The sequence below is a fragment of the Azospirillum brasilense genome, assembly GCF_003349955.1.
GTDB lineage: Bacteria > Pseudomonadota > Alphaproteobacteria > Azospirillales > Azospirillaceae > Azospirillum > Azospirillum brasilense_B.
In genome coordinates this window covers 63,536-88,332 of the sequence record NZ_QLKQ01000021.1, presented here as the reverse complement: position 1 = coordinate 88,332, position 24,797 = coordinate 63,536, and the positions used below count along the sequence as shown (strand labels likewise).

Annotated in this window: 28 protein-coding genes; 12 read left to right on the top strand and 16 right to left on the bottom strand. The window is 70.0% G+C overall.

Going from position 1 to position 24,797, the window contains the following annotated elements:
- Positions 1–381, top strand: a 381-nt coding sequence (locus DXK32_RS12100) for a hypothetical protein (protein ID WP_432612342.1), incomplete at its 5' end; no start/stop codon positions are given.
- Between the two features lie 5 nt (positions 382–386).
- On the opposite strand, the gene DXK32_RS12095 is transcribed toward DXK32_RS12100, so the two are convergent.
- A complete protein-coding gene (locus tag DXK32_RS12095; RefSeq protein WP_114858721.1) occupies positions 387–1,169 on the bottom strand; it encodes an EAL domain-containing protein in 783 nt (260 codons plus the stop codon).
- Between the two features lie 130 nt (positions 1,170–1,299).
- On the bottom strand, positions 1,300–3,618 hold the full coding sequence (locus DXK32_RS12090; RefSeq protein ID WP_114858720.1) for a xanthine dehydrogenase family protein molybdopterin-binding subunit: 2,319 nt from the start codon (positions 3,616–3,618) through the stop codon (positions 1,300–1,302).
- Between the two features lie 166 nt (positions 3,619–3,784).
- On the opposite strand from DXK32_RS12090, the gene DXK32_RS12085 reads away from it, so the two are divergent.
- The 3 genes from DXK32_RS12085 (at position 3,785) to DXK32_RS12075 (ending at position 6,001) form a co-directional block, all read left to right on the top strand.
- On the top strand, positions 3,785–4,498 hold the full coding sequence (locus DXK32_RS12085) for an SOS response-associated peptidase (protein WP_114858719.1): 714 nt from the start codon (positions 3,785–3,787) through the stop codon (positions 4,496–4,498).
- Between the two features lie 127 nt (positions 4,499–4,625).
- Positions 4,626–5,027 carry a thermonuclease family protein gene (locus DXK32_RS12080; protein ID WP_114858718.1) on the top strand — a complete coding sequence of 134 codons (402 nt, stop codon included), beginning with the start codon at positions 4,626–4,628 and terminating at the stop codon, positions 5,025–5,027.
- Positions 5,028–5,221: 194 nt separating this feature from the next.
- A complete protein-coding gene (locus DXK32_RS12075; RefSeq protein WP_114858717.1) occupies positions 5,222–6,001 on the top strand; it encodes a response regulator in 780 nt (259 codons plus the stop codon).
- An 80-nt stretch (positions 6,002–6,081) separates the two neighbouring features.
- Here the strand turns inward: DXK32_RS12075 and DXK32_RS12070 are convergent, their stop codons facing one another.
- From DXK32_RS12070 to DXK32_RS12055, 4 genes are all read right to left on the bottom strand, one after another.
- Positions 6,082–6,339, bottom strand: a complete 258-nt coding sequence (locus DXK32_RS12070; protein WP_014240033.1) for a GlsB/YeaQ/YmgE family stress response membrane protein — start codon at positions 6,337–6,339, stop codon at positions 6,082–6,084.
- A 144-nt stretch (positions 6,340–6,483) separates the two neighbouring features.
- Positions 6,484–7,140, bottom strand: a complete 657-nt coding sequence (gene rpe, locus DXK32_RS12065; protein WP_114858716.1) for a ribulose-phosphate 3-epimerase — start codon at positions 7,138–7,140, stop codon at positions 6,484–6,486.
- 220 nt (positions 7,141–7,360) lie between these two features.
- Positions 7,361–7,774: a winged helix-turn-helix domain-containing protein gene (locus tag DXK32_RS12060; protein ID WP_114858715.1), complete on the bottom strand. Its 414-nt coding sequence runs from the start codon at positions 7,772–7,774 to the stop codon at positions 7,361–7,363.
- Between the two features lie 138 nt (positions 7,775–7,912).
- Positions 7,913–8,926: a zinc-binding alcohol dehydrogenase family protein gene (locus DXK32_RS12055; RefSeq protein WP_114858714.1), complete on the bottom strand. Its 1,014-nt coding sequence runs from the start codon at positions 8,924–8,926 to the stop codon at positions 7,913–7,915.
- Between the two features lie 118 nt (positions 8,927–9,044).
- On the opposite strand from DXK32_RS12055, the gene DXK32_RS12050 reads away from it, so the two are divergent.
- The 6 genes from DXK32_RS12050 to DXK32_RS12025 all read left to right on the top strand — a co-directional run bounded on the left by DXK32_RS12050 (position 9,045) and on the right by DXK32_RS12025 (position 14,299).
- Complete coding sequence (locus DXK32_RS12050; RefSeq protein WP_114858713.1) at positions 9,045–9,422, top strand: winged helix-turn-helix transcriptional regulator; 378 nt, start codon at positions 9,045–9,047, stop codon at positions 9,420–9,422.
- Positions 9,419–10,537, top strand: coding sequence for an NnrS family protein (locus DXK32_RS12045; protein ID WP_114858712.1), 1,119 nt, complete (start codon positions 9,419–9,421; stop codon positions 10,535–10,537). The genes DXK32_RS12050 and DXK32_RS12045 overlap by 4 nt, the downstream gene beginning before the upstream one ends.
- A gap of 92 nt (positions 10,538–10,629) precedes the next feature.
- Positions 10,630–11,550: a hypothetical protein gene (locus DXK32_RS12040; RefSeq protein WP_114858711.1), complete on the top strand. Its 921-nt coding sequence runs from the start codon at positions 10,630–10,632 to the stop codon at positions 11,548–11,550.
- A 124-nt stretch (positions 11,551–11,674) separates the two neighbouring features.
- Positions 11,675–12,541: an NAD(P)-dependent oxidoreductase gene (locus DXK32_RS12035; RefSeq protein ID WP_114858710.1), complete on the top strand. Its 867-nt coding sequence runs from the start codon at positions 11,675–11,677 to the stop codon at positions 12,539–12,541.
- A gap of 6 nt (positions 12,542–12,547) precedes the next feature.
- The gene (locus DXK32_RS12030) at positions 12,548–13,303 is read left to right on the top strand and encodes an SDR family oxidoreductase (RefSeq protein WP_162801148.1); all 756 of its coding nucleotides are present in this window, start codon (positions 12,548–12,550) and stop codon (positions 13,301–13,303) included.
- Between the two features lie 3 nt (positions 13,304–13,306).
- A complete protein-coding gene (locus tag DXK32_RS12025) occupies positions 13,307–14,299 on the top strand; it encodes a threonine/serine dehydratase (protein WP_114858709.1) in 993 nt (330 codons plus the stop codon).
- On the opposite strand, the gene DXK32_RS12020 is transcribed toward DXK32_RS12025, so the two are convergent.
- The 4 genes from DXK32_RS12020 to DXK32_RS32110 all read right to left on the bottom strand — a co-directional run bounded on the left by DXK32_RS12020 (position 14,274) and on the right by DXK32_RS32110 (position 16,186).
- Positions 14,274–15,152, bottom strand: coding sequence for a class I SAM-dependent methyltransferase (locus tag DXK32_RS12020; protein ID WP_114858708.1), 879 nt, complete (start codon positions 15,150–15,152; stop codon positions 14,274–14,276). The two genes, DXK32_RS12025 and DXK32_RS12020, sit on opposite strands and share 26 nt — an antisense overlap.
- A 135-nt stretch (positions 15,153–15,287) precedes the next feature.
- Positions 15,288–15,689: a type II toxin-antitoxin system VapC family toxin gene (locus DXK32_RS12015; protein WP_114858707.1), complete on the bottom strand. Its 402-nt coding sequence runs from the start codon at positions 15,687–15,689 to the stop codon at positions 15,288–15,290.
- A complete protein-coding gene (locus DXK32_RS12010; RefSeq protein WP_114858706.1) occupies positions 15,686–15,940 on the bottom strand; it encodes a type II toxin-antitoxin system VapB family antitoxin in 255 nt (84 codons plus the stop codon). Before DXK32_RS12010 ends, DXK32_RS12015 begins: the two co-directional genes overlap by 4 nt.
- A gap of 105 nt (positions 15,941–16,045) precedes the next feature.
- The gene (locus DXK32_RS32110; RefSeq protein ID WP_162801147.1) at positions 16,046–16,186 is read right to left on the bottom strand and encodes a hypothetical protein; all 141 of its coding nucleotides are present in this window, start codon (positions 16,184–16,186) and stop codon (positions 16,046–16,048) included.
- A 167-nt stretch (positions 16,187–16,353) separates the two neighbouring features.
- On the opposite strand from DXK32_RS32110, the gene DXK32_RS12005 reads away from it, so the two are divergent.
- Positions 16,354–17,112 (top strand): HAD family hydrolase, encoded by a 759-nt coding sequence (locus tag DXK32_RS12005; protein WP_114858705.1) that lies wholly within the window; start codon positions 16,354–16,356, stop codon positions 17,110–17,112.
- Here DXK32_RS12005 and DXK32_RS12000 read toward each other — a convergent pair.
- The 6 genes from DXK32_RS12000 to DXK32_RS11975 all read right to left on the bottom strand — a co-directional run bounded on the left by DXK32_RS12000 (position 17,064) and on the right by DXK32_RS11975 (position 22,267).
- Positions 17,064–18,272 carry an NnrS family protein gene (locus DXK32_RS12000; protein ID WP_114858704.1) on the bottom strand — a complete coding sequence of 403 codons (1,209 nt, stop codon included), beginning with the start codon at positions 18,270–18,272 and terminating at the stop codon, positions 17,064–17,066. The genes DXK32_RS12005 and DXK32_RS12000 overlap by 49 nt on opposite strands.
- Before the next feature lie 144 nt (positions 18,273–18,416).
- Complete coding sequence (locus DXK32_RS11995) at positions 18,417–18,983, bottom strand: hypothetical protein (RefSeq protein ID WP_114858703.1); 567 nt, start codon at positions 18,981–18,983, stop codon at positions 18,417–18,419.
- Positions 18,984–19,112: 129 nt separating this feature from the next.
- Entirely contained in the window at positions 19,113–19,652 is a 540-nt protein-coding gene (gene mog / locus DXK32_RS11990) for a molybdopterin adenylyltransferase (RefSeq protein WP_114858702.1), read from the bottom strand.
- 31 nt (positions 19,653–19,683) lie between these two features.
- Entirely contained in the window at positions 19,684–21,147 is a 1,464-nt protein-coding gene (gene ccoG / locus DXK32_RS11985; RefSeq protein WP_114858701.1) for a cytochrome c oxidase accessory protein CcoG, read from the bottom strand.
- A 184-nt stretch (positions 21,148–21,331) separates the two neighbouring features.
- Complete coding sequence (locus DXK32_RS11980) at positions 21,332–21,823, bottom strand: YbaN family protein (RefSeq protein ID WP_114858700.1); 492 nt, start codon at positions 21,821–21,823, stop codon at positions 21,332–21,334.
- Positions 21,824–21,841: 18 nt separating this feature from the next.
- On the bottom strand, positions 21,842–22,267 hold the full coding sequence (locus DXK32_RS11975) for a YqaA family protein (protein ID WP_014240051.1): 426 nt from the start codon (positions 22,265–22,267) through the stop codon (positions 21,842–21,844).
- Positions 22,268–22,470: 203 nt separating this feature from the next.
- On the opposite strand from DXK32_RS11975, the gene DXK32_RS11970 reads away from it, so the two are divergent.
- Complete coding sequence (locus DXK32_RS11970) at positions 22,471–24,792, top strand: ATP-binding protein (protein ID WP_247877106.1); 2,322 nt, start codon at positions 22,471–22,473, stop codon at positions 24,790–24,792.
- The last annotated feature ends 5 nt before the right edge of the window (positions 24,793–24,797 follow it).

Genomic DNA, 24,797 nt, shown 5'->3' with positions numbered 1-24,797 from the left:
CCACCCCACCGAAACACTGGCGTTCCCGCCCCGCCCAAGCTAGAACCGCGCCGGTCCGTGACGGTTCTTCCTGGCGGGGGACGGGTGCAGTACCGACTCGACGACGAGGCGTCCCTGTGTTCGATCGACATCCTGGCTCAGGCGGTCGAGCGCATCTGCGTCAAAGGCGTGCTGGAGCTGCGCATGCTGCGCAACGCGCTCCGCGAGGCCGCCACCAGCCCGACCCCCGACGCGGTCAAGTTCGCCTTCGCCATGTTCTCGCGGGTGGACGGCGACTACCGGCGCCTGATCGCGCACGAGGCGCTGACCCTCGCGACCGAGCAGCGGGGCCGCTACGCCGCTCCCCGGCCGCGGGCGGTGCGCCGCCCGCGGATGCTGTAGCCCGCTCAGGCCAGCGCCGGCTCGAAGTCCATACTGGGCACCACCAGCGTCTCCACCGCCGGGCGGGCGAACAGGTAGCCCTGCATCAGCGTGATCCCCAGGTCGCGCAGCGCCTTGGCCTCGCCGGGCGTCTCGATGCCCTCGGCCACCGGTGTGATGCCGAGATCGCGGCACACGGTGAGGATCGCGCCGACGATGCTGCGGCGGGCGCGGTCGGTGTCGATGGAGCGGGTCAGTTCCATGTCCAGCTTGATGATGTCCGGCTGGAACTCGGCGAGCAGGTTCAGGCCGGAATAGCCCGACCCGAAATCGTCGATGGCGGTGTGGAAGCCCTGGCGCTTGTATTCGGTGAAGATGGACTTCAGGTGCGCGCCGTCGACCACCCGCTCGTTCTCCGTCACCTCGAAGATGATGCGCTCCGGCGGGAAGCCGGTGCGTCTGGCGGCGGCCAGCGTGGCGCGGATGCAGGCTTCGGGCTGGTAGACGGCGTTGGGCAGGAAGTTGATCGACAGCCGGGTGTCGGGCTGCTGTCCCATGCCGAGGCCGGCGGCCAATTCGATGGCCTTGACCCGACAGGCCTGGTCGAAGGCGTAGCGGTTGGCCTCGGTCACCTGGCCCAGCACCCAGCCGGCCCCCTGGCCGTCGAGGCCGCGCACCAGCGCCTCATGCGCCCAGGGCCGCCCGCCGCCCACATCAACAATGGGCTGAAAGGCCATGGTGAAGTCGAACCCCAAACCCTCGGTGCAATGCCCGCCGCACCCGCCGCCCTTGATCCGCTCCGCCGTCATGCCCGTTTCTTTCGTGGGGTGATACTGGGTTTAATTCATTATAGTGCGTATGTTGTCTCAAATTTATTCAACACAAGGTGTGACATCGGGGCTGGAAATAGGGCCTATGACGTCGTTACTCCGTTCTTCCTTATTCGGCGGCGGCTTTACTATGCGTTTGGATCGCGGTCCATACGGACAGCGGGGTCGCCGGCATGTCGATGTGCTCGATTCCATAGTCCGCCAGCGCGTCCACCAGGGCGTTGATCACCGCCGGCGGCGCGCCGATGGCCCCGGCCTCGCCGGCGCCCTTCATGCCGAGCGCGTTGGTGGTGCTGGGCACGCAGTTCAGCTTGATGCGGATGTCCGGCACGTCGACCGCGCGCGGCATCTGGTAGTCCATGAAGGAGCCGCTGAGCAGCTGGCCGCTGTCCGGGTCGAACACCACCCGCTCCTGAAGCGCCTGTCCGATGCCCTGGGCGACGCCGCCATGGACCTGCCCCATGACCAGCAACGGGTTCACCACCGTGCCGAAATCGTCGACGACGGTGTAGCCGACGACCTCGACCACCCCGGTGTCGGGATCGACCTCAACCTCCGCCACGTGGCAACCGTTGGGAAAGGTGTTGGCCGGTGGGGTCCAGCGGGCCGCCTCGGTGAAGGCGACGGGGCCTTGCGCGGCCGCCTTGGCGGCCACCTCCTTGAAGGAGACGCTGCGGTCGGTGCCGACGACGCTGAAGCGGCCCTCGACGAACTCGACGTCCACCGCGGCGGTCTCCAGCAGGTCGGCGGCGACCTCGGTCGCCTTGGTCACCACCCGCGCCGCCCCCTCGGCCAGCGCCGCGCCGCCCACCGGGACGGAGCGGGAACCGCCGGTGCCGGCGCCCCAGGACACCCGGTCGGTGTCGCCCTGCACGACCTCGACATCCTCCGGCGGGACGCCCAGCCGGTCGGCGATGATCTGTTTGTAGGCGGTCTCATGGCCCTGGCCGTTGGTCTGGGTGCCGATCATCAGGACGATGCGCCCGTCGCCGTTGACCTGCACCGTCGCCTGCTCAGCGCCGCCGCCCGCGCAGGCCTCGATGTAGGTGGCGATCCCGACCCCGCGCAGCTTCCCGCGCGCCTTCGCCGCCGCCTTGCGGGCGGGCAGGCCGGTGTGGTCGGACAGCTCCAGCCCGTCGCGCAGATTCTGCTCGAATTCGCCGGTGTCGTAGGTCTGGCCCATCGGCGTGGCGTAGGGCATGGCGGCGGGCGGGATGAAGTTGCGCCGCCGGATCTCCGCCGGGCCGAGGCCGGTGACGCGCCCGGCATGGTCGATCAGCCGCTCCAGCAGATAGGCGGCCTCCGGCCGGCCGGCGCCTCGGTAGGCGTCCACCGGCTGGGTGTTGGTGAAGACGCCCTTGACCCGCACATAGACCGCCGGTGTGGTGTAGGAGCCGACGAGCATCGCCGACCCGGCGTCGGTCGGGATGAAGGGGCCGTAGTTCGACAGGTAGGCCCCCAGGTTGGCGACCGTGTCCACCCGCAACCCGAGGAAACGCCCGTCGCCGTCCAGCGCCAGCCGGGCGCGGCTGACATGGTCGCGCCCGTGGTCGTCGCTGAGGAAGCCCTCGGTCCGCTCCGCCGCCCATTTTACGGGCCGGTTCAGGCGGCGCGCGGCGAACAGGCAGACCATGTATTCCGGGTAGTTGAACAGCTTCATGCCGAAGCCGCCGCCAACGTCGGTGGTGATGACGCGGAATTTCGATTCCGGCAGGCCGAAGAGCTGGGCGAACTGCTTGCGCAGCCCGTGCACGCCCTGGCTGGTGACGTAAATGACCAGCCGTCCGGTCTCCGCCTCCACCGCGGCAAGGCAGGCGCGGCCCTCCATCGGGTTGGCGACGACGCGGTTGTTGACGATCTCCAGTTCGACCACGCGGGCGGCCTTGGCAATCGCCGACTCCACCGCCGCCTCTTCGCCCTGTTCCCAATCGAAGCAGAGGTTGCCCGGCGCCTCGTCCCACACCTGCGGGCGACCCACCTCCAGCGCCTCCGCCGTGCCGGCGATGGCGGGCCGGTCGTCGTAATCGACCATCACCAGCTCCGCCGCGTCGCGGGCGGCGTCCAGCGTTTCGGCCACCACCACGGCGACCGGATCGCCGACGTGGCGCACGCGTCCCTTGGCCAGCGCCGGGCGGGGCGGGGCGACGTAGGGGGAACCGTCGCGCTGGGTCAGCGCCGCGGCGCAGGGGATCGGCTGGATGCCGTCCGCCTCCAGGTCGGCGACGGTGAAGACGCCGAGCACCCCCGGCTGCGCCGCCGCCTCCACCGCGTCGATCCCGCGGATGTCGGCGTGGGCGTGAGGGGAGCGCACGAAGACCGCGTAGGTCTGGCCGGGAAGCGACACGTCGTCGGTGTAGCGCCCGCCGCCGGTCAGCAGGCGCGCGTCTTCGGTGCGGGGGACCGGCTGGCCGATGCCGAACTTCATCATGGGGCGGGGCTTTCCTCTGGCGTGGGCCTATGGCGTGGGCCTATGGCGTGGAGATGCACCCGGAGAAGATAGGCGGAGCCTTGGCCGGCGAAAACCCTCGGTTGGGCATAAGCCGGCGGTGGCGTGGGGGCGCCGGGCCACCTATTCTTAGGCCATGTGCGGACGCATGATACTCGCCACACCGGCCGCGGAGGTCCAGCGGCTGTTCGGCTTCCCCGAACTGCCGAACCTCCAGCCGCGTTGGAACGTGGCCCCCACCCAGCCGGTGCCCGCCGTGCGGCGGGAGGAGGATGGGCGCCATCTGGTCACCCTGCGCTGGGGCCTCGTGCCCTTCTGGGCGGACGACCCGTCCATCGGGGCGCGGCTGATCAACGCGCGCGGGGAGACGCTGGCCGAGAAGCCGTCCTTCCGGGAGGCCTTCCGCAAGCGGCGCTGCCTCGTCCCGGTGGACGGATTCTATGAGTGGAAGGCCGTGGGCAAGCGCAAGCAGGGCTACGCCATCCGCCGCCGCGACCGCGCGCCCTTCGCCTTCGCCGGCTTGTGGGAGCGCTGGAACGGCCCGAAGGGCGGTCCGGCCCCCGCGGAGCCCCTGGAGACGCTGACCATCGTCACCACCACGGCCAACGCGGTGCTGAAGCCGCTGCACGAGCGCATGCCGGTGATCCTCGACGAGGCGGACTGGGACCTGTGGCTGGACCCCGCCGCCCCGCTGCCGGTGCTGGAGGGGCTTCTGAAGCCGGCGCCCGACGCGCTGCTGGAGGCCCGCCCGGTGGGACCGCGCGTCAACAACGTGCGCAACGACGACGAGGCGTGCGCGGCTCCCTTGGACGATTCACCGTCCGATGATGCTTGGCCCGATGACGCGCCGACCCTGTTCTGAGTGGCTCGCTCCTTTGGTGGCGATTCTTCTCATCGGCTCAACCGGAACGGTGTATGCCCAGGGAGGGACGACCAAAGGCAAGGTCGCCAACACCCCCAATGAAACGTTAAAAGGACAGGGTGTCGCCATGGAAGGCGATACGCTCTCCATCAAGGGGACGCCGGTTCGCCTCATGGGCATCGACGCCCCCGACGTCGGGCAGAAATGCCGGAACCGCTACGGGCATGAATTGGATTGTTTCCGCATCGCCACAGCGGTGCTGGCCAGCCTGATCAAGGACCAGGAGGTGACCTGCACCATCGCCGAACGTGACCGCAACGGCCAAAAGCTGGGCGAGTGCCGGGTGCTCGGCGTCGATCTGGGGGCGGCCATGGTGGCGCGCGGCTGGGCCTTCGCCTACCGCAGCCTGTCCCCCGCCTACGCGTCGAGCGAGGCCTTCGCGCAAAGCCGCCGGCTGGGCCTGTGGGCTGGTCAGGTGGAGAAGCCCTGGCAATGGCGGTCGCGCCAGCAGCGTGAGCAGGCGCGGTAGGTCTGCCGGTCGTCATCGGCCATGCGGACTCTGCCAACGGAGGAAGGGGGACTCGGCCTTTTTTTCGGTTCGCCCTCCTTGGGGGGCGTGATAGTGTTTCAGAGTGTTAACAAGTTATGAATCAAGCCGACCGGCCAGCGCCCCTCGGTGCCGAAGGCCGGACGGACCCACCCACCGGCGCGGAAGAACGGGTCATGCGAGTCTACGCACGCCAGCTTTACGATCATCTCCCCTACCTGCGCCGCTACGCGCGCGCGCTGACCGGAGCGACCGAACGCGGTGACGATCTCGTGACGCGCTGCGTCGAGGTCGCCGTGATGGCCCCCTCCCGCTTCGGGCTGGAAGCCGGGGCGCGGGTACCGCTCTACGCCTTGCTGAATCTGCTGTTCGACGAGGATGGGGACGGGCTGCCGACCCCGTCGCCGCACCCCATCGAACGGGCGCTGGCCTCCCTGCCGGAAGGCGAGCGGCGCATGTATCTGCTGATCACGCTGGAAGGGCTGACGGTTCCCGAAGCCGCCCAGGTTCTCCAGATCCCCGCGCCGGAGGCCCAGGAGCGGCTGACCATCGCCCGCGACAAGGTGCGCAACGCCCTGACCCAGCGGGTGCTGGTGGTCGAGGACAACCCGATCCTGGCGATGGAGATCGGCTCGCTGGTCACCGACATGGGCCATGTCGTCTGCGGCACCGCCAACAACGAGCAGGAGGCCCTGGAACTGCTGGAGGCCGAGAAGCCGACGCTGGCCCTTCTGGACGTCCGGCTGGCCGACGGCGGCAGCGGGGTCGAGGTCGCCCGCCGGCTGCGCCAGAAGCGTGCCATGCGGACCATCTTCGTCACGGCCTTCGACGGCGACCTGGAGGAGGCGGACGCCCGCCATCTTGGCCAGATCGTCCGCAAGCCCTTCACCAACGAGGCGATTCAGGCGGCGATCTCCCGCGCGGTCTTCATGCCGAGCCCGGTGGCCCTGGCCTAACAACCGCGGTCCGGATGGAAAAGCGAAAGGGCGGCCCCGTCGGGCCGCCCTTTGCGTGTGCGGTGTGGTGTGCCGCAGTCTCAGACGGTGGTCCGGCGCCCGGCGATCATGCGGTAGATGGCCAGGATGATGATGGCGCCGACGATGGCGCCGATGAAGCCGGCCCCTTCGCCCGCCCGGTACCAGCCCACGGCTTCGCCCAGATAGGTGGCGACGAAGGCGCCCGCGATGCCGAGCAGCGTGGTGATGATGAAGCCCCCCGGATCACGGCCCGGCATCAGGAACTTGGCGACGATGCCGGCCAGGAAGCCGATGATGATCGTCCACAGAATACCCATAACCTCTCTCCCTCCAGTATCGATGTCCTCGATCCCACGCAGCCATAACGCCCGGGACGGCGTTTGGTTCTGCCCGAAGGAGGACCCTCTTGCGGATAAACCCACCTGGAGCATGGCCGGGAGGGAGAGGGGAAGGGCCGGCGGTCAGCTCCGCAGGGCGCGGATGTTGGCGGCGTAGCGGTCCGGCCCACCGGTGAAGGTGGCGGTTCCGGCGACCAGAACGTCGGCGCCCGCCTCGATGGCGATGCGGGCGGTTTCGCCGTTGATGCCGCCGTCGACCTGAAGGTCGATGGGCTTGCCCAGCGCGTCGATGCGGCGGCGCAGCTCATGGATCTTGGGAAGCTGGTTGGAAATGAAGCTCTGCCCGCCGAAGCCGGGGTTGACCGTCATGACCAGGACGAGGTCGAGGTCTTCCAGCAGATAGTCCACAACTTCCAGCGGGGTGGCCGGGTTCAGCGACAGGCCGGCCTTCTTGCCCAGCGACTTGATGAGCTGGATGGTGCGGTGGACGTGGGCGCCGGCCTCAGCGTGGACGGTGATGATGTCGGCGCCGGCGTCCGCGAAGGCGGCGATGTAGGGGTCCACCGGGGCGATCATCAGATGCACGTCGAAGGGCTTCGCCGTGTGCGGGCGCAGCGCCTTCACCACCGCCGGGCCGATGGTGATGTTGGGGACGAAATGACCGTCCATCACGTCGATGTGGATGTAGTCGGCGCCCGCCGCATCGATGGCGCACACTTCCTCGCCCAGCCGGGCGAAATCGGCGGAGAGGATGGACGGGGCGATCTTGACCGGGCGCATGGCGGACATCCTTGGCGTGAACGGTGCGGGAAAGGGTGGTGGAAAATCCGCCTTCCCATACCACGGCTCCCCCGCCGCCCCAACCCCTCTCGCCGATAGCCCTCTCCCCTCTGGGGAGAGGGTGGCCCAGAGGGCCGGTGAGGGGGTTGCGCTTATGCCGAACGTGGCGCCGCGCGCAACCCCCTCACCCTATCCCTCTCCCCGGAGGGGAGAGGGGATACTATTTGCAGCCGGGCTTCAGCCCAGGGTCGCCGGAGAAGCTGCCGTCGTCCGCCGGGTTGCTTCCCGCGCCATACCCGGCGTTGAGCATCCCTTCCAACGCCTCCAGCCGGGGCGTGGTGGCGGCGAAGGCATCGCGCTCCACCGCTCGGTAATGCTCGATCACCCGTTCGCCGAAGGCGGTCAGCGCGGTTCCGCCGCCATGCTTGCCGCCCACCGCGGCGGAGACCACCGGTTCGGCGAAGATGCGGTTCAGGTCGTCGACCAGAAGCCAGGCGCGCCGGTAGGACATGCCCAGCGTCCGCGCCGCGGCGGAGATGGAACCGGTCTCCCGGATCCGCTCCAGCAGCATGATCTTGCCCGGCCCGACCGAGCCGCCGGTGTCGAAGTCGATGCGGATGCGCAGGCGGGTCATGGCGCCACCCAGGACGCGCCGGTCTTGCCGAGCCGCTTCCGGCATCCAACCCACGTCACCCCGGCCATTCCCGCTTCTCCGCTCCGCTCCCTTGGGACGGGAGACTGACCGTCCCCCGCCCAAAAGGCAAGGCGCGGATCAGAAGCCGGCCAGCACGATCTTGCCCTTGGCCCGCCCGCTTTCGAGCAGGGCGTGGGCGCGCGTCAGGTTGGCGGCGTTGATGGTGCCGAACGTCTCGGCCAGCGTCGTGCGGATGGTGCCGGCGTCGACGAGGCGCGACACCTCGCCGAGCAGCGCGTGCTGGGCGTCGATGTCGGCGGTGCCGAACACCGGCCGGGTGAACATGAACTCCCAATGCAGCGACACGCTCTTGCGCTTCAGCACCATGACGTCCAGCCCCGCCGGATCGTCGATCAGCGCGACGCGGCCCTGCGGGGCGATCAGGGCGGCGATCTCCGGCAGATGGGCGCCGGTGTCGTTGGTCGAGAAGACGAAGGCCGGGGCGCCGATGCCCAGCGCCTCAACCTGGGCGGCCAGCGGCTTGCGGTGGTCGATGACGTGGTGGGCGCCCAGGTCGCGGCACCAGGCCTGAGTCTCCGCGCGGGAGGCGGTGGCGATCACCGTCAGGTTGGTCAGCTGCCGGGCGAGCTGGATGGCGATGGAGCCGACGCCACCGGCCCCGCCGACGATCAGGATGGCGTTCGCCGCCCCCGGCACCGGGCGCCGCACGTCCAGCCGGTCGAACATGGCCTCCCACGCCGTGATGCTGGTCAGCGGCAGCGCCGCGGCCTGGGCGAAATCGAGGCTGGCCGGCTTCGGCCCGACGATGCGCTCGTCCACCAGATGGAACTCGGCGTTGGTGCCGTCGCGGTCGATGGCCCCGGCGTAGAAGACGGCGTCGCCCGGCTTGAACAGCGTGGCCTGCGGTCCGGCGGCGACCACGACACCAGCGGCGTCCCAGCCCAGCACCTTCATGGCGCCCGGCGCCGGCGGCATGTTGCGGCGGACCTTGGTGTCCACGGGGTTGACCGAGACGGCCTTGATCTCGACCAGCAGGTCGCGGCCCTGGGGTTCGGGGCGGGGACGCTCGACGTCGATCAGGGCGTCGGGGGCGTCGATGGGCAGGGATTGGGTGAAGGCGACGGCGCGCATGGTCTCAAGTCCTTATGCTTGTTGCGGCGTGGTGTGCTCTGCCGACAGACTTGCGCCTTGCAGCACCGGGGCGCAAGAATGCACATGAAACGCACATAGTGTCGAAAAGGATACCGTCATGGCCCGCGTTCCGCACACCAACCTGGACTGCTCGCCGGGCTGCCCGGTGGAGGGTGTCCTCGCCCTCATCGGCGGGAAGTGGAAGGGGCTGATTCTCTACCATCTTCTGGACGGCACGCTGCGCTTCAACGAAATCCGCCGCCGCGTGCCGAACGTCACCCAGCGCATGCTGACCACCCAGCTCCGCGAGTTGGAGGCGGACGGGCTGCTGGTCCGCACCGTCTATGCGGAGGTGCCGCCGCGCGTCGAATACAGCCTGTCGCCGCGCGGGCGCAGCCTGGAGCCGATCATCCTGGCGCTGAAGGCCTGGGGCGAGGAGCATCTGCGCCCCGCCGCCGCGGTTTCTGACGCCGCTTCCGCTGTCGCCGCCGCATGAGCGCCTTCGTCCCGCCGCCCCCGCAACGTCCCTGGGGGCATCGCCTGTTCTTCCCCGCCGCCGCCCTCTACGGGGCGCTCAGCGTGCCGCTGTGGGTGGCCGGCTATTTCGGCTGGCTCGGCATCGGCTGGACCCCGGCGCTGCACGCGCACGAGATGCTGATGGGCTACGCGCTGGCGGTGGTCGGCGGCTTCCTGCTGACGCGGCCGTCCGGGCTGGCGCTGAGCGTCGCCTTCGCCGCGTGGCTGGCCGGGCGGCTGGCGGTGCTGGGCGGCCTGCCGCCGGAGATCGCGGCGCCGCTGGCGCTGGCCTATCCGGTGGCGCTGTTCGTGGTGGCCGGCGTGCCCTTCCTGCGCGCCGCCAAGAGCGGCCACAACCTGCTGTTCGGACCGGTGATCGGCGCCTTCGCGCTGGCCGAGGCGCTGGTCTGGTGGGGCGGCGACGGCGGGCGGACGGGAGCCCTGTTCGCGCTGCATCTCGTCGGCATCCTGATGCTGGTGATGGGCGGGCGCATCATCCCGTCGGCCACGGCGGGGGAATTGCGCAAGCAGGGCGGGGCACTGGTGGAGCGGGTGCAGCCGCGCCTGGAAGGGGCGGGCGTCGCCGGGGCGGTGCTGGCCGCCCTGACCGTGGCCGCCGGAGTGACGGCCGGCCCGCTGGCCTGGATCGGGGCGGCGGGCGCCGCGCTGGCCGGGATGACCGCATGGGCGCGTCTGACGCGCTGGCGGACGGGCGCGGTGCTGAAGCGTCCGGACCTGTGGAGCCTGCATCTGGGCTATGGCTGGCTCGGGCTCGGCTGGCTGTTCCTCGGCGTGGAACGGCTGGCGCCGCTGACCGGCGGGGCGGGCTGGCACGTCATCGGGGCGGGCGCGCTCGGCACGCTGGCGGCCTCGATGATGGTGCGGGCGACCCTGCAGCGGGAGGCGCTGCCGCCGGACTTTTCGCGGCCCGCCACCGCCGCCGTCGCTCTGGTCGGGTTGGCCGCCGCGCTGCGCGTCGCCGCGGCCAGCACGGCGCCGGATCTGCTGATGCCCGCGGCGGCGCTGGCCTGGACGGGTGCGCATCTTCTGGTGCTGTGGGTGCTGCTCCGTGTGCCGAAGCGGATCAGGGCGTGACTCCGGCGCAATAATTTTTAGCGCTCCGCTTCTGGCCTTCGCGTACCGCCATCGCTATGGTGCGCCGGGTGCAACTGAGGTCGGCGCGTTCCATGGACACCTTGCCGTTCGAGGCCGAAACCGCCGTCGTGATCTGCGCCGATCGCGGCGTGTTCGAGCTTCTGGTTGGGCTTCTGCTGTCGCTCCGCCCGCTGGACCGTCGGCGCTACCGGGTCTGCCTGATCGATGTCGGGCTGACCGCCGCGCAGCGCGACCATGTGGCGCCGCTCTGCGACCGCATCGCGCCGGTGCGGGATGATCTGGTGGTCTGGCCGCACCCGCAGCTCGTGGCGCGGCTCGACCGGCAGATCCCTTTCTGGAAGGCGATGCTCTGCCGCCCGTTCCTGCGCGACTATTTTCCCGGTTTCCAGTGCTACCTGCATCTGGACGCCGACATCTGGGTTCAGAACGTCGCCGCCCTGGACGCCGCCGTCGAGGGCGTGCGCGGCGGGCACGCCGTGATCGTCCCGGAGGCCGACGCGGCCTATCCCTTCCTGGCCTCGCACACCGCCAACGCCCAGTCCGTGGCGGAGCGCGCCAAGCTCATCACCCGCTTCTTCGGCGAGGAGATCGCCGCGCTGGCCGGTTCGCTGCCTTATTACAACCTGGGCTTCTATGGGCTTCGCCACGACGCGCCCCATTGGGACCTGTTCCGCGACAGCCTGCGCGACGCGACGCGGACCACCTTCCACTTCCTGTGCGAGCAGATCGTCCTTAACATCGTGATGTTCCAGGTGCGGAACACGCTGCTGCTGCCGGCGACCGCCAACTGGATGTGCAGCATGGCCGTGCCGGTGCGCGGATCGGACGGGCTGTGGCGCTCGCCCGTCTACCCCCACACGCCGATCGATCTGCTGCACCTGACCGGAACGGACAAGCTGGAGCGCTACCAGCCGCTGGGGCTGCTCCACGACGGGGGGCGCTATCTGGAGGGCATCGCCCATCTGGCGGCTCCGCACGCGCAGGTCGGCTGATCGCCGGCCCGTCCGTCGCGCAAGCGCGCAACGGCTTGACGCTCCCCGTCCCAACCCCCGACACTCCTGGGCAACGGCCTCCACCGAGGGCCATGAGAGGCGGGCAAACCCGCAAGGGGGGATCATGAGCGACGCGTTGGAACCGGTCCGCAGCGCGGGCGTCGTCGGGCTCGGCTCCATGGGCATGGGGGTGGCGCTGTCGCTGCTCCGCGCCGGCTTCCGGGTCGTCGGCTGCGACCTCGACGCCGCCAAATGCATGAGCCTCGTCACCCATGGCGGGGAGGCCGCGGGGTCGCCCGCCGACGTCGGCCGCCGGGTGGACCGCGTCATCGTCCTGGTCGCCACGGCGGAGCAGGCGGAGGAGGTGCTGTTCGGCGCCGAGGGCGTGGCCGGCACCCTGGCGAAGGGCGGCGTGGTCGTCCTCTCCACCAGCGTCCCGCCGGACATGGCCACCGCCATCGGGCGCCGCCTCGCCGAGCGTGACCTGCTGATGCTCGACGCGCCGGTTGGCGGCGGACCAGTGAGGGCGGCCGAGGGCCGCATGGTGGTGATGGCCTCCGGCCCCGAGGACGCCTTCGTACGAGCGGCGGACCTGATCGCGGCCGCGTCGGGCACGCTGCACCGCGTCGGCACCGAGCACGGGCAGGGCTCCGCCGTGAAGGCGGTTGAGCAGATGCTCACGGGAATTCATGCTGCTGCGGTGGCGGAGGCCACGGCCTTCGGCGTCCGCGCCGGGGTCGATCCGCAGCGGCTGGCCGAGATCCTCGCCGCCGGTCCCTTTCACATCCCGTCGCAACGGCCGCTGGGCATCGTCGGGGCCGACCTGGGCCATGTGATGGACGCCGCGCGGCGGCTGGCCGTGCCGACCCCGCTCGCCGCCTCCGCCCTGCAACTCTTCACCATGGCCGCCGCGGTCGGGCTGGGGCGCGAGGGCGACGGCGCGCTCGCCCGGATCTTCGAGCGGCTGGCCGGCAACCCGCAGGAGGGCTGAGAAACCATGTCCACGACACTCACATCGCTGGTCGTCACCGGCGGCGGCCGGGGGATCGGGGCGGCGGTCGCCCGCATGGCGGCGCGGCGCGGCCACGCCGTCACCTTTTCCTACATCGGCAACGCGGCGGCGGCCGAGACCACGCTGGCGGCGATCCGCGAGGCCGGCGGGCAGGCCCAGGCGGTGAAGGGCGACGCGGCGCGTGAGGAGGACATCCGCGCCCTGTTCGACGCGGCGGAGGACCGCTTCGGCCCCACCGCCGGGCTGGTCAACAACGCCGGGATCATCGGCCCCTATGGGCGGCTCGACGAGGCCGCGCCGGACGAGCTGCGCCGCATGCTGGACATCAACGTGACCGGCGCGGTCCTCTGCGCGCGGGAGGCGGTGCGCCGCATGTCCACCCGCCACGGCGGGAAAGGCGGCGGCATCGTCAACATCGGTTCCATCGCCGCCGTGCTGGGATCGCCCAACGAGTATGTGGGCTACGCGGCCAGCAAGGGCGCGGTGGACAGCCTGACCGTCGGCCTCGCCCGCGAGGTGGCGAAGGAGGGCATCCGCGTGAATTGCGTGCGGCCCGGCCTGATCGACACCGACATCCAGATCATCCCCGGCATCGGCAACCGGCTCGACAACCCCGCCTTGATCCCGCCCGCCGGGCGGGCCGGGACGGCGGACGAGGTCGCCGAAACCGTGCTGTGGCTGCTGTCCGGCGCCGCGTCCTACGTGACCGGCGCCCTTCTCAACGTCTCCGGAGGCCGCTGAGCCATGCCCGTGTCGAATTCCTTTGTCATCGGCCACCAGGACATCGTGGAGGCCGCGGCGCGGCTGGACGGTTTCGCCGTGCGCACGCCGCTGCTGGAGAACGCCCTGCTGAACGAGCGGGTCGGCGGGCGCGTCCTGCTGAAGCCGGAGGTTCTGCAGCGCAGCGGCTCCTTCAAGTTCCGCGGCGCCTTCAACCGGCTCTCCCAACTGACTCCGGAGGAGCGCCGGGGCGGGGTGGTCGCCTGGTCGTCGGGCAACCACGCCCAGGGCGTGGCCGCCGCGGCGGCGCTGCTCGGTATGCCGGCGGTCATCGTCATGCCCAGCGACGCGCCGGCCCTGAAGATCGCCAACACCCGCGGCTACGGCGCCGAGGTGGTGCTCTACGACCGCTGGACCGAAAGCCGCGAAGCCATCGCCGGGGCCATCGCGGCGGAGCGGGGTGCGGCCACCGTGCCGCCCTACGACCACCCGCAGATCATGGCCGGGCAGGGCACGGTCGGGCTGGAGATCGCCGCCCAGGCGCAGGCCATCGGCGCGGTTCCCGACGACGTGATCGCGCCGTGCAGCGGCGGCGGGCTGATGTCCGGGGTCGCCACGGCGGTGCGCCACACCTTTCCGGATGCCCGCCTGTGGGCGGCGGAGCCGGCGGGCTTCGACGACGTCGCGCGCTCGCTGGCCGCCGGCGAGCGGGTGGAGAACGCCGCCGGGCAGCGCTCCATCTGCGACGCGCTGCTGACCCCGACGCCGGGCGCCCTGACCTTCCCGGTGATGAAGGACCTGCTGTCCGGCAGCCTCGCCGTCACCGACGCCGAGGTGAAGGCCGCCATGGCCTACGCCTTCACGGTGCTGAAGCTGGTGGTCGAGCCGGGCGGCGCGGTCGGGCTGGCCGCCGTGCTGACCGGCAAGCTGCCGGCGGCGGGCCGCACCGTCGCCGTGGTGCTGAGCGGCGGCAACGTCGACGCGGCGACCTTCACGGACGCGCTGGCGTCGGCGTAGCGGCGTCGCGTTCCAGCACGTAGTAAGCCGCGCCGGGGGCGAACTTCTTGCGCAGCGAGTCGCGGTGGTAGGCGATGTTCCACCGCGTCAGCGCGCAGGCCGCCTCATCCAGCCGCACCAGCAGCGGGTTGCCGTAAGGCAGGGAGACGCCCAGCAGCGGCCCCAGCCGCTCGGTCAGCGGGAAGGAGCAGAAGCGGCGCTGCCGCACCGTGAAGCCCAGCCGGGCGAAGCGCTCCTCCAGCCACGCCACGGGGAAGCCGCGTTCGTTGGCGGTCAGGCCGCGGCGGGGCTGGCGCCAGTCGCCCATGGTGCTGATCGGTTCGCGCAGGATGAACAGCCCGCCGGGAGCGGTGACACGGGCGAACTCGGCCAGCAGGGCGCCGGCATTCGGGATGTGGTGCAGCGTGTGCAGGCAGACGGTCAGGTCGTTGGCCCCGTCCGCGCAGTCGATCCGCCCGCCCAGCGTGGGTCGGCGGTACTCGGCCGGCGTGCCCGCGATGTCGGTCCGCCAGAAGCGCTCGATGGGCTCCACGGCGAGGAAGCGGTCCACCTGCCCGGCGATCGGCGCCACATCGTCCCCGGCGGCGCAGCCGAAGGCCAGCGCCTGCCGGAAGCGCCGCCCGGCCAGGAAGCGGAAGGCGTGGCGGTGGTTCAGCGCGTGGTATTCGTAGCGGTAGCCGGGCCGCTCCGGCGCCGTGCGGGCAAATTCCTCCGCCGGGTCCCGCGCCTCGACCCCATACCAGCGGGCGATCCGGGCCGCGTCGAAGTCGTCGCCGTAGAGGGCGGCGCCGGAGAAATACCGATCCTCGAAACCAGGGGCTTCGAAGCGGGCGGACTCGAACGTTGCGGTCATGGGGGCTGAGGCTCCGCTGGATGGACAGCGCGACGATAGCGCGCCGGTTCCAGCGGAAACATTCAGCTTGCCCGCCTAGGACGGAGGGGGAGTCCTATGGCGGAGTGGGATCGCGGGGCGTGAAGGGAGCGCCTCTTAAGGGGAGGGCAGGGCCGACAGGATGTCGGTGTGCGTAAAGTCCTGCCCTTTGAACAACAACGGCTCATTGGTCGCTTTTGACAGAGCGTAAGCGAAGCAGTCGCCGTAATTCAGCTTGGCCGGATGTCCGCTGCCGCGCCCGAAACGGCGATAGGCATCGCGCGCGGTACGCGCTTGCTCCTCGGTCACCGGCTCGATGACCAGTCCGGCGGCGTCGACCAGCGTGTCGAAACCGCGACTGGCGATGCTGTCACGACTGCCGTCGAAGATGATGGCGGTTTCCAGAAAGCTGGCTGCGGAGATGCGGCGCACCAACGCTTTTTCGATGGCCACCGCGTAATCCACGGCATCCGGCTCGCTGCGCAGGATGGCAACCAGGGCAGAGGTGTCCACGATCATCGTGGCAGCCCTTTGTCGTCGTACAAAAGATCCCCATGATCGGCGGAACGATAGGGTTCCTTGAGGTGGGAGGCGCATTCACGCCCGATGTCCAGAAGGCGATCGGCCAGACCGGTTCCCTGTCTGCTGCGCAGCCGGTCCAAACGCTCGCGAAGTGCTTGGGTGACAACGGTGGACATGCTCTCACCGGTCAGGGCGGCGAGTTGTTCCGCAAGCCGTTGCGCTTCCTCATCCTTGATGGTCAGGCCCATGGGCGGGTCCCTTTCAGGCGCTCGTTGACAGTATTTCTACCATCGAGCGCCCGACTGCTCAACGCAGGCGGCTTCGTCGCAACCATTGCCGGTGACCACGGATCGTCACAGTCGGATGTCGCTCTGGAACAGGCCGAGGTCGAGATGCTCCATCGGAATGCGGCGGGCGCGGCGGCGGCCGAAGCGCTTCACGGCGTGGCGGGCGCGACCGAAGAGGGCGGCGTAGCTCTTCAACGTCTTGGGCATGTCCGTTCTTCCCAATCTGTGTAAGGGGTGAACGGATCACAGCTATGACGGGTCCATGTGACAAATTCTATCGCACCGCACACCGGCCCGAGGAACGCCGGGCGGCGCCACCTGTTCGAGAAGGAATACCCCGAAAAACACGCGCAAAGCATGGTGAGGAGGCGGCGATGAGCGGCGTTCTGAAAGCCGTCATTTTCGACGTGGACGGCACCCTGGTCGACTCGGTGGATTTGCACGCCCACGCCTGGGTGGAGGCGATCCGGCATTTCGGCTACCACGCGGACTTCGACGCGGTGCGCTCCCAGATCGGCAAGGGCGGCGACCAGCTCATGCCGGTCTTCGTGCCGGAGAAGGATCTGGACCGCATCGAGGACGAGCTGGACCATTTCCGGCACGAGCTGTTCGCCCGCAAATACATGCCGAAGGTTCGCGGTTTCCGCCGGGTGCGCGGCCTGTTCCAGCATCTCCACGCCGAGGGTCTGCGCATCGCGCTTGCCTCCTCGGCCAAGGGGGACGAGCTGGAGCGTTACAAGCGCGCGGCGGAGATCACGGACTTGGTGGACGTGGAAACCTCGTCCGACGACGCCGAGCGGTCGAAGCCGCACCCGGACATCTTCGAGGCGGCGTTGGAGAGGCTTGGCCTGCCGCCGGAGGAGGCGGTGGTGGTCGGTGACAGCCCCTGGGACGCCAAGGCCGCGGGCCGGGCCGGGCTGACCGTGGTCGGGGTTCTGTGCGGCGGCTTCGCGGAGCAGGATCTGCGCAAGGCCGGCTGCGCGGAGATCTTCCGTGATCCGGAAGACCTCCAGCGCCGCTTCGCCACCAGCCTCATCGGGAAACGCAGCCCACGCGCGATGGGCCTTCTTCCGCCCGGCGGGCCTCAGCCGGGGCGGCCGTCGGCCCGTGGGGCGAGCAGAATGGGCGCGTAGACGTACAGGTAGCAGGCGAAGGCCGCAATCCAGGCGGCACCGGCGCCCTCCAAGGCGGTCCAGTAGAGGCCGCCCGGCAACTCGGGCGCCAGCACCCGCAGCAGGGCGGCGGCGGTCAGCAGGATGTAGGCGGCCACGGTCGGGCGGGTCACCACCAGCATCCGCCCGGTGTGGCCGAGCGAGGCCCGCGTCATCACCGCCACGATCATCGTGGCGAAGGCCCCCGCGGTCAGGGCATGGACCCAGGCGGAGCTTTCCACGCCCGCCCCCAGCAGATGCGCGGCCTTCAGCGCCAGCGCCGCCGGCACCCAGGCGTAGCCGAGATGCAGCACCCACAGGATCGGTTGGTCCAGCGTCTTCGCCGGCTGCCAGCCGGCCAGCCGTAGGGCGTGGGCGAGCGCCGCGACGAGAGCCAGCAGACCGGTAACAACGCTGCCCGGCAGGGCGAGGTCGGCGGGGATCATCAGCAGCGTCGAGACGAGCGTCGCCTTCTCCACCCAGGGGCGGGAAACGACGGTGCCGTCCAGCCCGCGCAGCCGCAGGGCGTTGCGGGTGAAGGCCGGGACGATGCGCCCGCCGATCACAGCGACCATCATCAGCACGATGCCGATGGCCAGCGTCTCGCCCAGCGCTGTACCGCCCGGCAACACGCCCTGCCAATCCAGATGGAACAGCAGGTTGGCGACGGTCAGCAGGCCCAGCAGGACGAGGAAGGCGGTGTTGCGGATTTTGCCCGCCGCCACCAGCGGTCCGGCCAGCGCGACGCCGAGCGCCGGCAGGAAGGCGAGGTCGAGGATGGCGGCAACCGGCAGCGGCACGCCGAGGGCGGGCAGTAGAGCCAGCCGCCCGGCCAGCCACAGCGCCGTCAGAGCGGCGAGCGGCCGGCCGGACAACGCCTTGGTGCCCGTCCAGCTCGGCACCGCGGTCAGCAGGAAGCCGGCCACCGCGGCGACCACGAAGGCGAACAGCATTTCGTGCGCGTGCCAGGAGGCCGCCGGGACGGCGCCGTCCGGCCAGGACCCGGTCGCCAGCACGGCGATCCAGGCGGCCAGCAGGACGGGTGCGGCAAGGCCGGAGAGCAGGAAGAAGGGCCGGAACCCGTAAGCGAAGATCAGGGGGACCGGCGGGCGGTCGGGCCGGTCGGCAACGGAACTGGTCATGGCGTTCCCCGCGCGTTGGAGGCATCGGTCATGCCGTCACACTGCGCCGGTGGCGGTCACCCTTCTTTGACCGCCGTCAAATACAATCCGTCAGGTTGAAGAAACGCCGCCGTGGAGAAACGCCGCCTTGGAGAAACGCCGCCGTCAGAGCGTGATGCCGTTCTCGGCCATCAGGCGCTTCAGCGCGTCGCGGGCGGGCGCGTCCAGCACGGGAAGCCCGTCGCGGGCGGTCAGGACGAAGGCGCCGGGATCGGCCAGGGTGCGCAGGGCGAAACCGCCCACGCGCGGCGGACCGCTGCTCAGCGGAGCGTCCTCGTAGATCGGCGAGAAGGTGCAGCCCAGAAGCATGGCGCGGGCGATCAGCGCCTCGTCCGAGGAGCCGCCCGACGCCGGGCTGTTGATGCCGAACAGCAGCCGCTCGGCCTCGCCATTGGTGACAAGCCCGCGTTCCTGAAGGATGTCCACCATGGCCGAGGTGGTCATCACCGGCGCGGCGCGGCCCTTCCAGCAGAAGCGACCATCGTCCCAACCGACGTCCAGGCAGCGGTAGATCATGTGCGGATCGGCACCGCCGGGCGACCCGGCGACGATGTAGTTGACCCGAAGCAACCCGTTCCACGCCCCGGCCGGAGCGACGATGCAGGAAACACCGCGCCGGGTCAGGCGCAGATAGGTGTCGTTTATGCCCGAAGGCTCGAAATCGAACAGCATGGCTGGCTCACCTTGATCGGGGACCCCGCTCCCCTCGAACGAAAAAGGTGAGCACGGGTTCCCGCAAGGCAACATGGCCATGCGTATGGTATTCCTCTCCGCACGCGCAAAAAGGGTATAGGCAAAAGCTCAGGACTTCGGGCGGAATGCCTTGCAGACCAATGGGTCAGTGTCGATGCGCGCCGCGCCGATCAGATCGAGGCAGTACGGAATTGCCGGGAAGACCGCCATCAGGCAGTCGTGAATGGCCGAAGGCTTGCCCGGAAGATTCACGATCAGGCTGTTGCCGCGGATTCCCGCGGTCTGGCGCGACAGGATGGCGGTCGGCACGACGCTCAGGCTGACCGAGCGCATCAGCTCGCCGAAGCCGGGCATCATTTTTTCGCAGACCTGCTCCGTCGCCTCCGGCGTCACGTCGCGCGGAGCGGGGCCGGTGCCGCCGGTGGTCACGATCAGGTCGCACCGCTCCCGGTCGGCCAGCTCGATCAAGGTGGCGGCGATGCCCTCGCGGTCGTCGGGGATGACGCGGGCCACCGCCTCCCAGGGGGAGGCGACGATGCGCTCCAGCTCCTCCCGGATGGCCGGGCCGCCCTTGTCCTCGTAGATGCCCGCGCTGGCCCGGTCGGACACGGTGACCATGCCGATGCGGGCGGGTGTCGAAGAGGTCATGGGCGGAGTTCCTTCCGGAATGACGGCGAGCTTACTTGGCGCCCGGCCCCAGGAACACGCTCTTGTAGCTGTCCCGGTCGCCGTTGTTGGTGTCGGTCAACTGGAAGGTGACCGGGGTGGAGGCGTCCGGCACGGAGTCGCGCGGCACCGTGACGTAGACGCGGTAGGTCGCCACGCTGTCCGGGGAGGCGGAGATGTGGCTGACCGCGCTGCCGCTGTCCTCGTCGCGCTCGCCCACCACCTTCACCTCGGCGCCGGCGATGCCGGCGGCGGCCAGCGTGTAGGAGCGGTCCTGGCGGGTCTTGTTGGAGACCTTGAAGGTGTAGGCGTTGCGGATGGTGCCGTCCTGCAGCGTGACGAAGAGCGGGGCGCGGTCGCGCTGCACGGCGATGTCCAGCCGTGGCCGCAGCGCGTAGCTCCAGGCCATGGCGCCGGTGATCACCAGCATCAGCAGGCCGTAGACGATGGTGCGCGGGCGGATCAGCCGCCACTGGTAGGGCTTGCCCTGGGCGCGGGTGTCCTGGGCGGCCAGGCTGTCGAAGCGGATCAGGCCCTTCGGCAGCTCCTGCGACACCATGATGTTGTCGCAGGCGTCGGCGCACAGGCCGCAATTGATGCAGTCCGCCTGTTCGCCGGTGCGGATGTCGACGCCGACCGGGCAGACCTGCACGCACTGACCGCAGTCGATGCAGTCGCCGAAGCCCTTGGTCCGGCGCTCGTCCCAGCTCTGCGACTTGCGCTTCGGACCGCGGGTGTCGCCGCGCAGCGTGTCGTAGGTGACGACGAGGCTGTGCTCGTCCAGCATGGCGGTCTGGATGCGCGGCCACGGGCACATGTAGTAGCACATCTGCTCGCGGGTCCAGCCGGCCATGACGTAGGTCATGCCCGCGAACAGCGCGAAGAAGCCCGCCGCCTCGTAGGTCGCGTTGAAGGTCAGCAGATCGACGGCCAAACGCGGCGCGTCGGTGAAGAAGGCGACGAAGCCGAACCCGGTGATCAGAGAGAGCGCCAGCCAGCCGGCGTGCTTGCCGGTCTTGCGCAGGGCCTTCTTCGCGCTCCAGGGCGCCTTGTCCAGGCGGATGCGCTCCGCCCGGTCGCCTTCGAAGGCACGCTCGATCCAGACGAACAGGTCGGTCCATACGGTCTGCGGGCAGGTGAAGCCGCACCATACGCGCCCGGCCAGCGCCGTCGCCAGGAACAGCCCCAGCGCCGCCACGATCAGCACGCCGGTGAGGTAGTAGATCTCCTGCGGCCAGATCTCGATCCAGAAGATGAAGAAGCGCGGCGTCGTCAGGTCGAACAGCACCGCCTGGGCCGGCGCGTCGGGGCCGCGTTCCCAGCGAATCCAGGGGGCGATGAAGAAGACCGCCAGAAGCACCCAGGTCAGGATGGTCTTCCAGCGCCGGTAGCGCCCGGAGACGGCCTTCGGGTGGATCTTCTTCTGGCTCTCGAAAAACTGGATTTTCGCCGGCGTGACAGCGCTTCCGTCGGGCATATCGTCTGCCTTGGCTCCGGATAGGGACGCAAGACCGGACAATAGCGGACAGGACCCGATCGCCTCTTGATCGGGATCAAGACGAGAACGGATTTGAAAAATCCCTATGGATTATAAGGATTTTTCAGCGGCGCTGGTGACCGGCCGGGATTGCCGGCTGTAATACGTCCATCGGCCGATAGGCTCAAGCTTCGTTTCGCAATGCGGAAACGTTTCCGCCATCCTCCACCGCCGCGCCTTCGGACGCCGCGTCCTGCGGTGCGGGCCGGGACGGGGAGGGGCGGGTGACGATGTAGACGGCCACCGCCGCCATGCAGGTGCCGGCCAGGATGGGGACCAGCGGGCGGCTGGCGGTCAGGGCGACGATCGTCCAGCTCACCCCCATGCCGATCAGCGCCGCCGCCTTCGCCTTGCGGGGGATCGCCCCTTCGGCCTGCCAGTCGCGCAGCAGCGGGCCGAAGCGCGGGTCGCGGTACAGCCGGTCGCGGAGCGCCGGGCTGCTTTTGGTGAAGGCCCCGGCGGCCAGCAGAAGGAACGGGGTGGTCGGCAGAAGGGGCAGCACGGTGCCCGCGATGCCCAGCCCGACCGCGGCGTAGCCCAGCGCCAGCCACAGCCGGCGCCGCAGGGGGGAGGCGCAGACGGCGGCGTCCTTGGGAAGGGCGGTCGGGTCATCCATGGGGTGAAGATAGGACGCTCACACGGCCAGGACCAGCACCGCGTAGCGGGCGGCCTTGCCCGCCGTGACCAGCAGCAGGAAAATCCGGATGTCCACCCGCAGGATGCCGGCCACCAGCGTCAGCGGATCGCCGATCACGGGCATCCAGGCCAGCAGCAGCGACCACACCCCGAAACGCTGGTACCAGCGGGTGGCCCGCGCCACCATGGAGGCGGGGACCGGGAACCAGCGCCGGTCCTGGAAATGCATCAGGTAGCGCCCCAGCGCCCAGTTGACCACCGATCCCAGCACATTGCCCGCCGTGGCGAACAGCAGAAGCGCCAGATGGTCGTAGTTGCCGGTGGCGTGCATGCCGACCAGCAGGATTTCCGATTGGGCCGGGAAGATGGTCGCGGCCAGAAACGCGGTCAGGAACAACCCGCCGTAGGCGGCAAACTCGGACATGCGGCGGTCGGTCCTTCCGGGCCTGGGGGTGGCGGAAGCTGGAACATGGGTGCGCATACAGGATTGCGGGAGGCGCCATGGTGCAGGTGCGGTGATCTGGTGTAGATTCATTTTGCATGAATTCGCAGCGGATGGACTCGGGAGCGCCCGACCGGTCTCATCCGGCGGCCGTCGTCTTGAGGAATGAAGGGGAGTGTTCGCGGATGGCCGCTGCCGGCCTTGCCCGCTTCGATGCCGACGGGCGCCTGATCTGGGCCAACGCCGTGTTCCGGGCGTCGCTGGGCGGCTGGGCGGGGGACCATCTCGACTCCCTTCTGGCGGCGGTCCCGTTGCATGGTGGCGGACCAGCGGCGGCGGACCGGCTGCGCGCCGGACAACCGGTGGCCCTTGCGATTCCGTCCGGTGGCGGGCATCCGACGCTGATCCCTGCCGAGGGCGAGGGCGGCGAGCTGGTGCTGACCCTCACCGACGGCAGGGGCGTCCTGGCGGGACCGCCGGATGAGACCGGTTTCATCGGTCTGGAGGATCTGCTGGGCGACCGGGCCGGCGAAGCGGAGCGGGCGATCATGCAGGCCATCGCCGTGCCCCTGGTGGTGACCCGGTTGTCCGACGGCCTGGTGATGGCGGTCAACCAGCCCGCCGGCCTGCTGTTCGGGGTGCCGCTCGACGAGGTGGTCGGGTGCAGCTTCGCCAAGGCCTACTACACCGATCCGGCGGAGCGGGAGCGGCTGCTCGCTGCCCTGCGCGACGGGGCGGGCGGCGTGGACGGCTTCGAAACGCGGTTGTGCCGGCCCGACGGCAGCGATCTCTGGGCGATGGTCTCCGCCCGGCGGTTCCGGTTCCGGGGCGAGGATGCCATGCTGGCCTCCGTCAGCGACATCTCCGCCCGCAAGCGCACCGAACAGGCGCTCGAAGCCCAGTGGGACCAGACCAGGGCTGTTCTGAACGGGCTGGGCCAGGGGGTGATGGCCTTCGACCGCGGGCTCCGCCTCGTCGCCTGGAACGGGCGGGCCGCGGAGCTTCTCGGGCTGGAGCCGGAGTTTCTCGGCTACCACACCCCCTACGAAGCCATCGCCCGACGGGTCGGGCAGGGGTTGGCCTTCGGGCCGGGGAGCGTGTGCCCGGACACCTCGCCCGCCGCGGTCCCCGGCGCGCCGCTTCCCAGCCGGCCCGCGCCGGACGAGCGGTCATGGGAATGCGCCCGCTCCGACGGGCAGGTGTTGGAATGCCTGATCCGGCCGCTGCCCGATGGCGCCTTCGTCGTCACCCACACCGACGTGACCGAGCGGCGGAACGCCGAGCGGGAGATCTTCGCCAGCCGTGAACTGTTCGAGCTGGCGATCCGGGCGGCGCGCGAAGGCATCTCGCAATGGGACCTGCGCACGGGGGAGGTGTGGCTGTCGCCGTACTGGTGGGGGATGCTCGGCTATGGCGATGACGAGATGGTCAACACCGCCGCCCGCTGGACCGAGCTGATCCTGCCCGAGGACCGCGAGCTGTCGGTGCACATGGCCCGCGACCTGATCAACGGCGTGGTGAACGAGTGCCAGTTCATCCAGCGCTTCCGCCACAAGCGCGGGAGGGTGGTCCATATGCTGACCCGCGCCATCCGTGTCCTGGGGCCTGACGGCGAGCTGTTCCGCCTCGTCGGTTCGCACACCGACGTGTCGGAACGCGTCTGTGCGGAGGAGCGCGCCCACGCCGCGCGGGAGGAGGCCGAGCGCGCCCTGCGCGATCTGAAGGAGGCGCAGGCCCATCTGATCCAGTCGGAGAAGATGGCGGCGCTGGGGTCCCTGGTGGCCGGGGTGGCGCACGAGATCAACACGCCCATCGGCATCGCCCTGACCGGCGCCTCGCTGATGGCGGAACGGACCAGGGTCATCCGGCGCGATTTCGAGGCGGGAACGCTGCGCCGGCCCGACTTCGCCGACTTCCTCGACACGGCGGGGGAGGCGGCGCACCTGATGCTGCTGAACATCGACCGCGCCGCCCAGCTCATCCAGAGCTTCAAGCAGATCGCCGTGGATCAGGCGAGCGAGGAGCGCCGCGTCTTCGACCTGCGCGACTACATCGACGAGGTTCTGCGCAGCCTGGGCGTCCGCATCAAGCGGGCGGCCCACGCCGTGGAGGTGGATTGCCCGACGGATCTGCTGATCGACGGTTATCCGGGAGCGCTCAGCCAGGTCCTGACCAACCTCGTCATGAACTCGATCATCCACGGCTATGCGCCGGGGCAGCACGGCACCCTGCGGGTCACCGCGCGCGCGGTGGGTGTCGACGAGGTGGAACTGGTCTACGCCGACGACGGGCGCGGCATCCCGCCGGACCTGCACGGCAAGGTGTTCGAGCCCTTCTTCACCACCAGCCGTGGCGCCGGGGGCAGCGGGTTGGGACTGAACATCGTCTACAACATCGCCACCCGCCGGCTGAAGGGCCGCATCGCGCTGGACAGCGCGCCGGGCCGAGGCGCCGCCTTCACCCTGCGCTTCCCCCGCGTCGCGCCGGCGGAGCGTGCGCCGGCTTGACGGCT

Excerpts from the sequence above, each read along its gene's own strand:
- DXK32_RS12095 (WP_114858721.1), bottom strand. The coding sequence starts at position 1,169 with ATGACGGCGGAGCGGATCAAGGGCGGCGGGTGCGGCGGGCATTGCACC.
- DXK32_RS12090 (WP_114858720.1), bottom strand. The coding sequence starts at position 3,618 with ATGATGAAGTTCGGCATCGGCCAGCCGGTCCCCCGCACCGAAGACGCG.
- DXK32_RS12085 (WP_114858719.1), top strand. The coding sequence starts at position 3,785 with ATGATACTCGCCACACCGGCCGCGGAGGTCCAGCGGCTGTTCGGCTTC.
- DXK32_RS12080 (WP_114858718.1), top strand. The coding sequence starts at position 4,626 with ATGGAAGGCGATACGCTCTCCATCAAGGGGACGCCGGTTCGCCTCATG.
- DXK32_RS12075 (WP_114858717.1), top strand. The coding sequence starts at position 5,222 with ATGCGAGTCTACGCACGCCAGCTTTACGATCATCTCCCCTACCTGCGC.
- DXK32_RS12070 (WP_014240033.1), bottom strand. The coding sequence starts at position 6,339 with ATGGGTATTCTGTGGACGATCATCATCGGCTTCCTGGCCGGCATCGTC.
- rpe (WP_114858716.1), bottom strand. The coding sequence starts at position 7,140 with ATGCGCCCGGTCAAGATCGCCCCGTCCATCCTCTCCGCCGATTTCGCC.
- DXK32_RS12060 (WP_114858715.1), bottom strand. The coding sequence starts at position 7,774 with ATGACCCGCCTGCGCATCCGCATCGACTTCGACACCGGCGGCTCGGTC.
- DXK32_RS12055 (WP_114858714.1), bottom strand. The coding sequence starts at position 8,926 with ATGCGCGCCGTCGCCTTCACCCAATCCCTGCCCATCGACGCCCCCGAC.
- DXK32_RS12050 (WP_114858713.1), top strand. The coding sequence starts at position 9,045 with ATGGCCCGCGTTCCGCACACCAACCTGGACTGCTCGCCGGGCTGCCCG.
- DXK32_RS12045 (WP_114858712.1), top strand. The coding sequence starts at position 9,419 with ATGAGCGCCTTCGTCCCGCCGCCCCCGCAACGTCCCTGGGGGCATCGC.
- DXK32_RS12040 (WP_114858711.1), top strand. The coding sequence starts at position 10,630 with ATGGACACCTTGCCGTTCGAGGCCGAAACCGCCGTCGTGATCTGCGCC.
- DXK32_RS12035 (WP_114858710.1), top strand. The coding sequence starts at position 11,675 with ATGAGCGACGCGTTGGAACCGGTCCGCAGCGCGGGCGTCGTCGGGCTC.
- DXK32_RS12030 (WP_162801148.1), top strand. The coding sequence starts at position 12,548 with ATGTCCACGACACTCACATCGCTGGTCGTCACCGGCGGCGGCCGGGGG.
- DXK32_RS12025 (WP_114858709.1), top strand. The coding sequence starts at position 13,307 with ATGCCCGTGTCGAATTCCTTTGTCATCGGCCACCAGGACATCGTGGAG.
- DXK32_RS12020 (WP_114858708.1), bottom strand. The coding sequence starts at position 15,152 with ATGACCGCAACGTTCGAGTCCGCCCGCTTCGAAGCCCCTGGTTTCGAG.
- DXK32_RS12015 (WP_114858707.1), bottom strand. The coding sequence starts at position 15,689 with ATGATCGTGGACACCTCTGCCCTGGTTGCCATCCTGCGCAGCGAGCCG.
- DXK32_RS12010 (WP_114858706.1), bottom strand. The coding sequence starts at position 15,940 with ATGGGCCTGACCATCAAGGATGAGGAAGCGCAACGGCTTGCGGAACAA.
- DXK32_RS32110 (WP_162801147.1), bottom strand. The coding sequence starts at position 16,186 with ATGCCCAAGACGTTGAAGAGCTACGCCGCCCTCTTCGGTCGCGCCCGC.
- DXK32_RS12005 (WP_114858705.1), top strand. The coding sequence starts at position 16,354 with ATGAGCGGCGTTCTGAAAGCCGTCATTTTCGACGTGGACGGCACCCTG.
- DXK32_RS12000 (WP_114858704.1), bottom strand. The coding sequence starts at position 18,272 with ATGACCAGTTCCGTTGCCGACCGGCCCGACCGCCCGCCGGTCCCCCTG.
- DXK32_RS11995 (WP_114858703.1), bottom strand. The coding sequence starts at position 18,983 with ATGCTGTTCGATTTCGAGCCTTCGGGCATAAACGACACCTATCTGCGC.
- mog (WP_114858702.1), bottom strand. The coding sequence starts at position 19,652 with ATGACCTCTTCGACACCCGCCCGCATCGGCATGGTCACCGTGTCCGAC.
- ccoG (WP_114858701.1), bottom strand. The coding sequence starts at position 21,147 with ATGCCCGACGGAAGCGCTGTCACGCCGGCGAAAATCCAGTTTTTCGAG.
- DXK32_RS11980 (WP_114858700.1), bottom strand. The coding sequence starts at position 21,823 with ATGGATGACCCGACCGCCCTTCCCAAGGACGCCGCCGTCTGCGCCTCC.
- DXK32_RS11975 (WP_014240051.1), bottom strand. The coding sequence starts at position 22,267 with ATGTCCGAGTTTGCCGCCTACGGCGGGTTGTTCCTGACCGCGTTTCTG.
- DXK32_RS11970 (WP_247877106.1), top strand. The coding sequence starts at position 22,471 with ATGGCCGCTGCCGGCCTTGCCCGCTTCGATGCCGACGGGCGCCTGATC.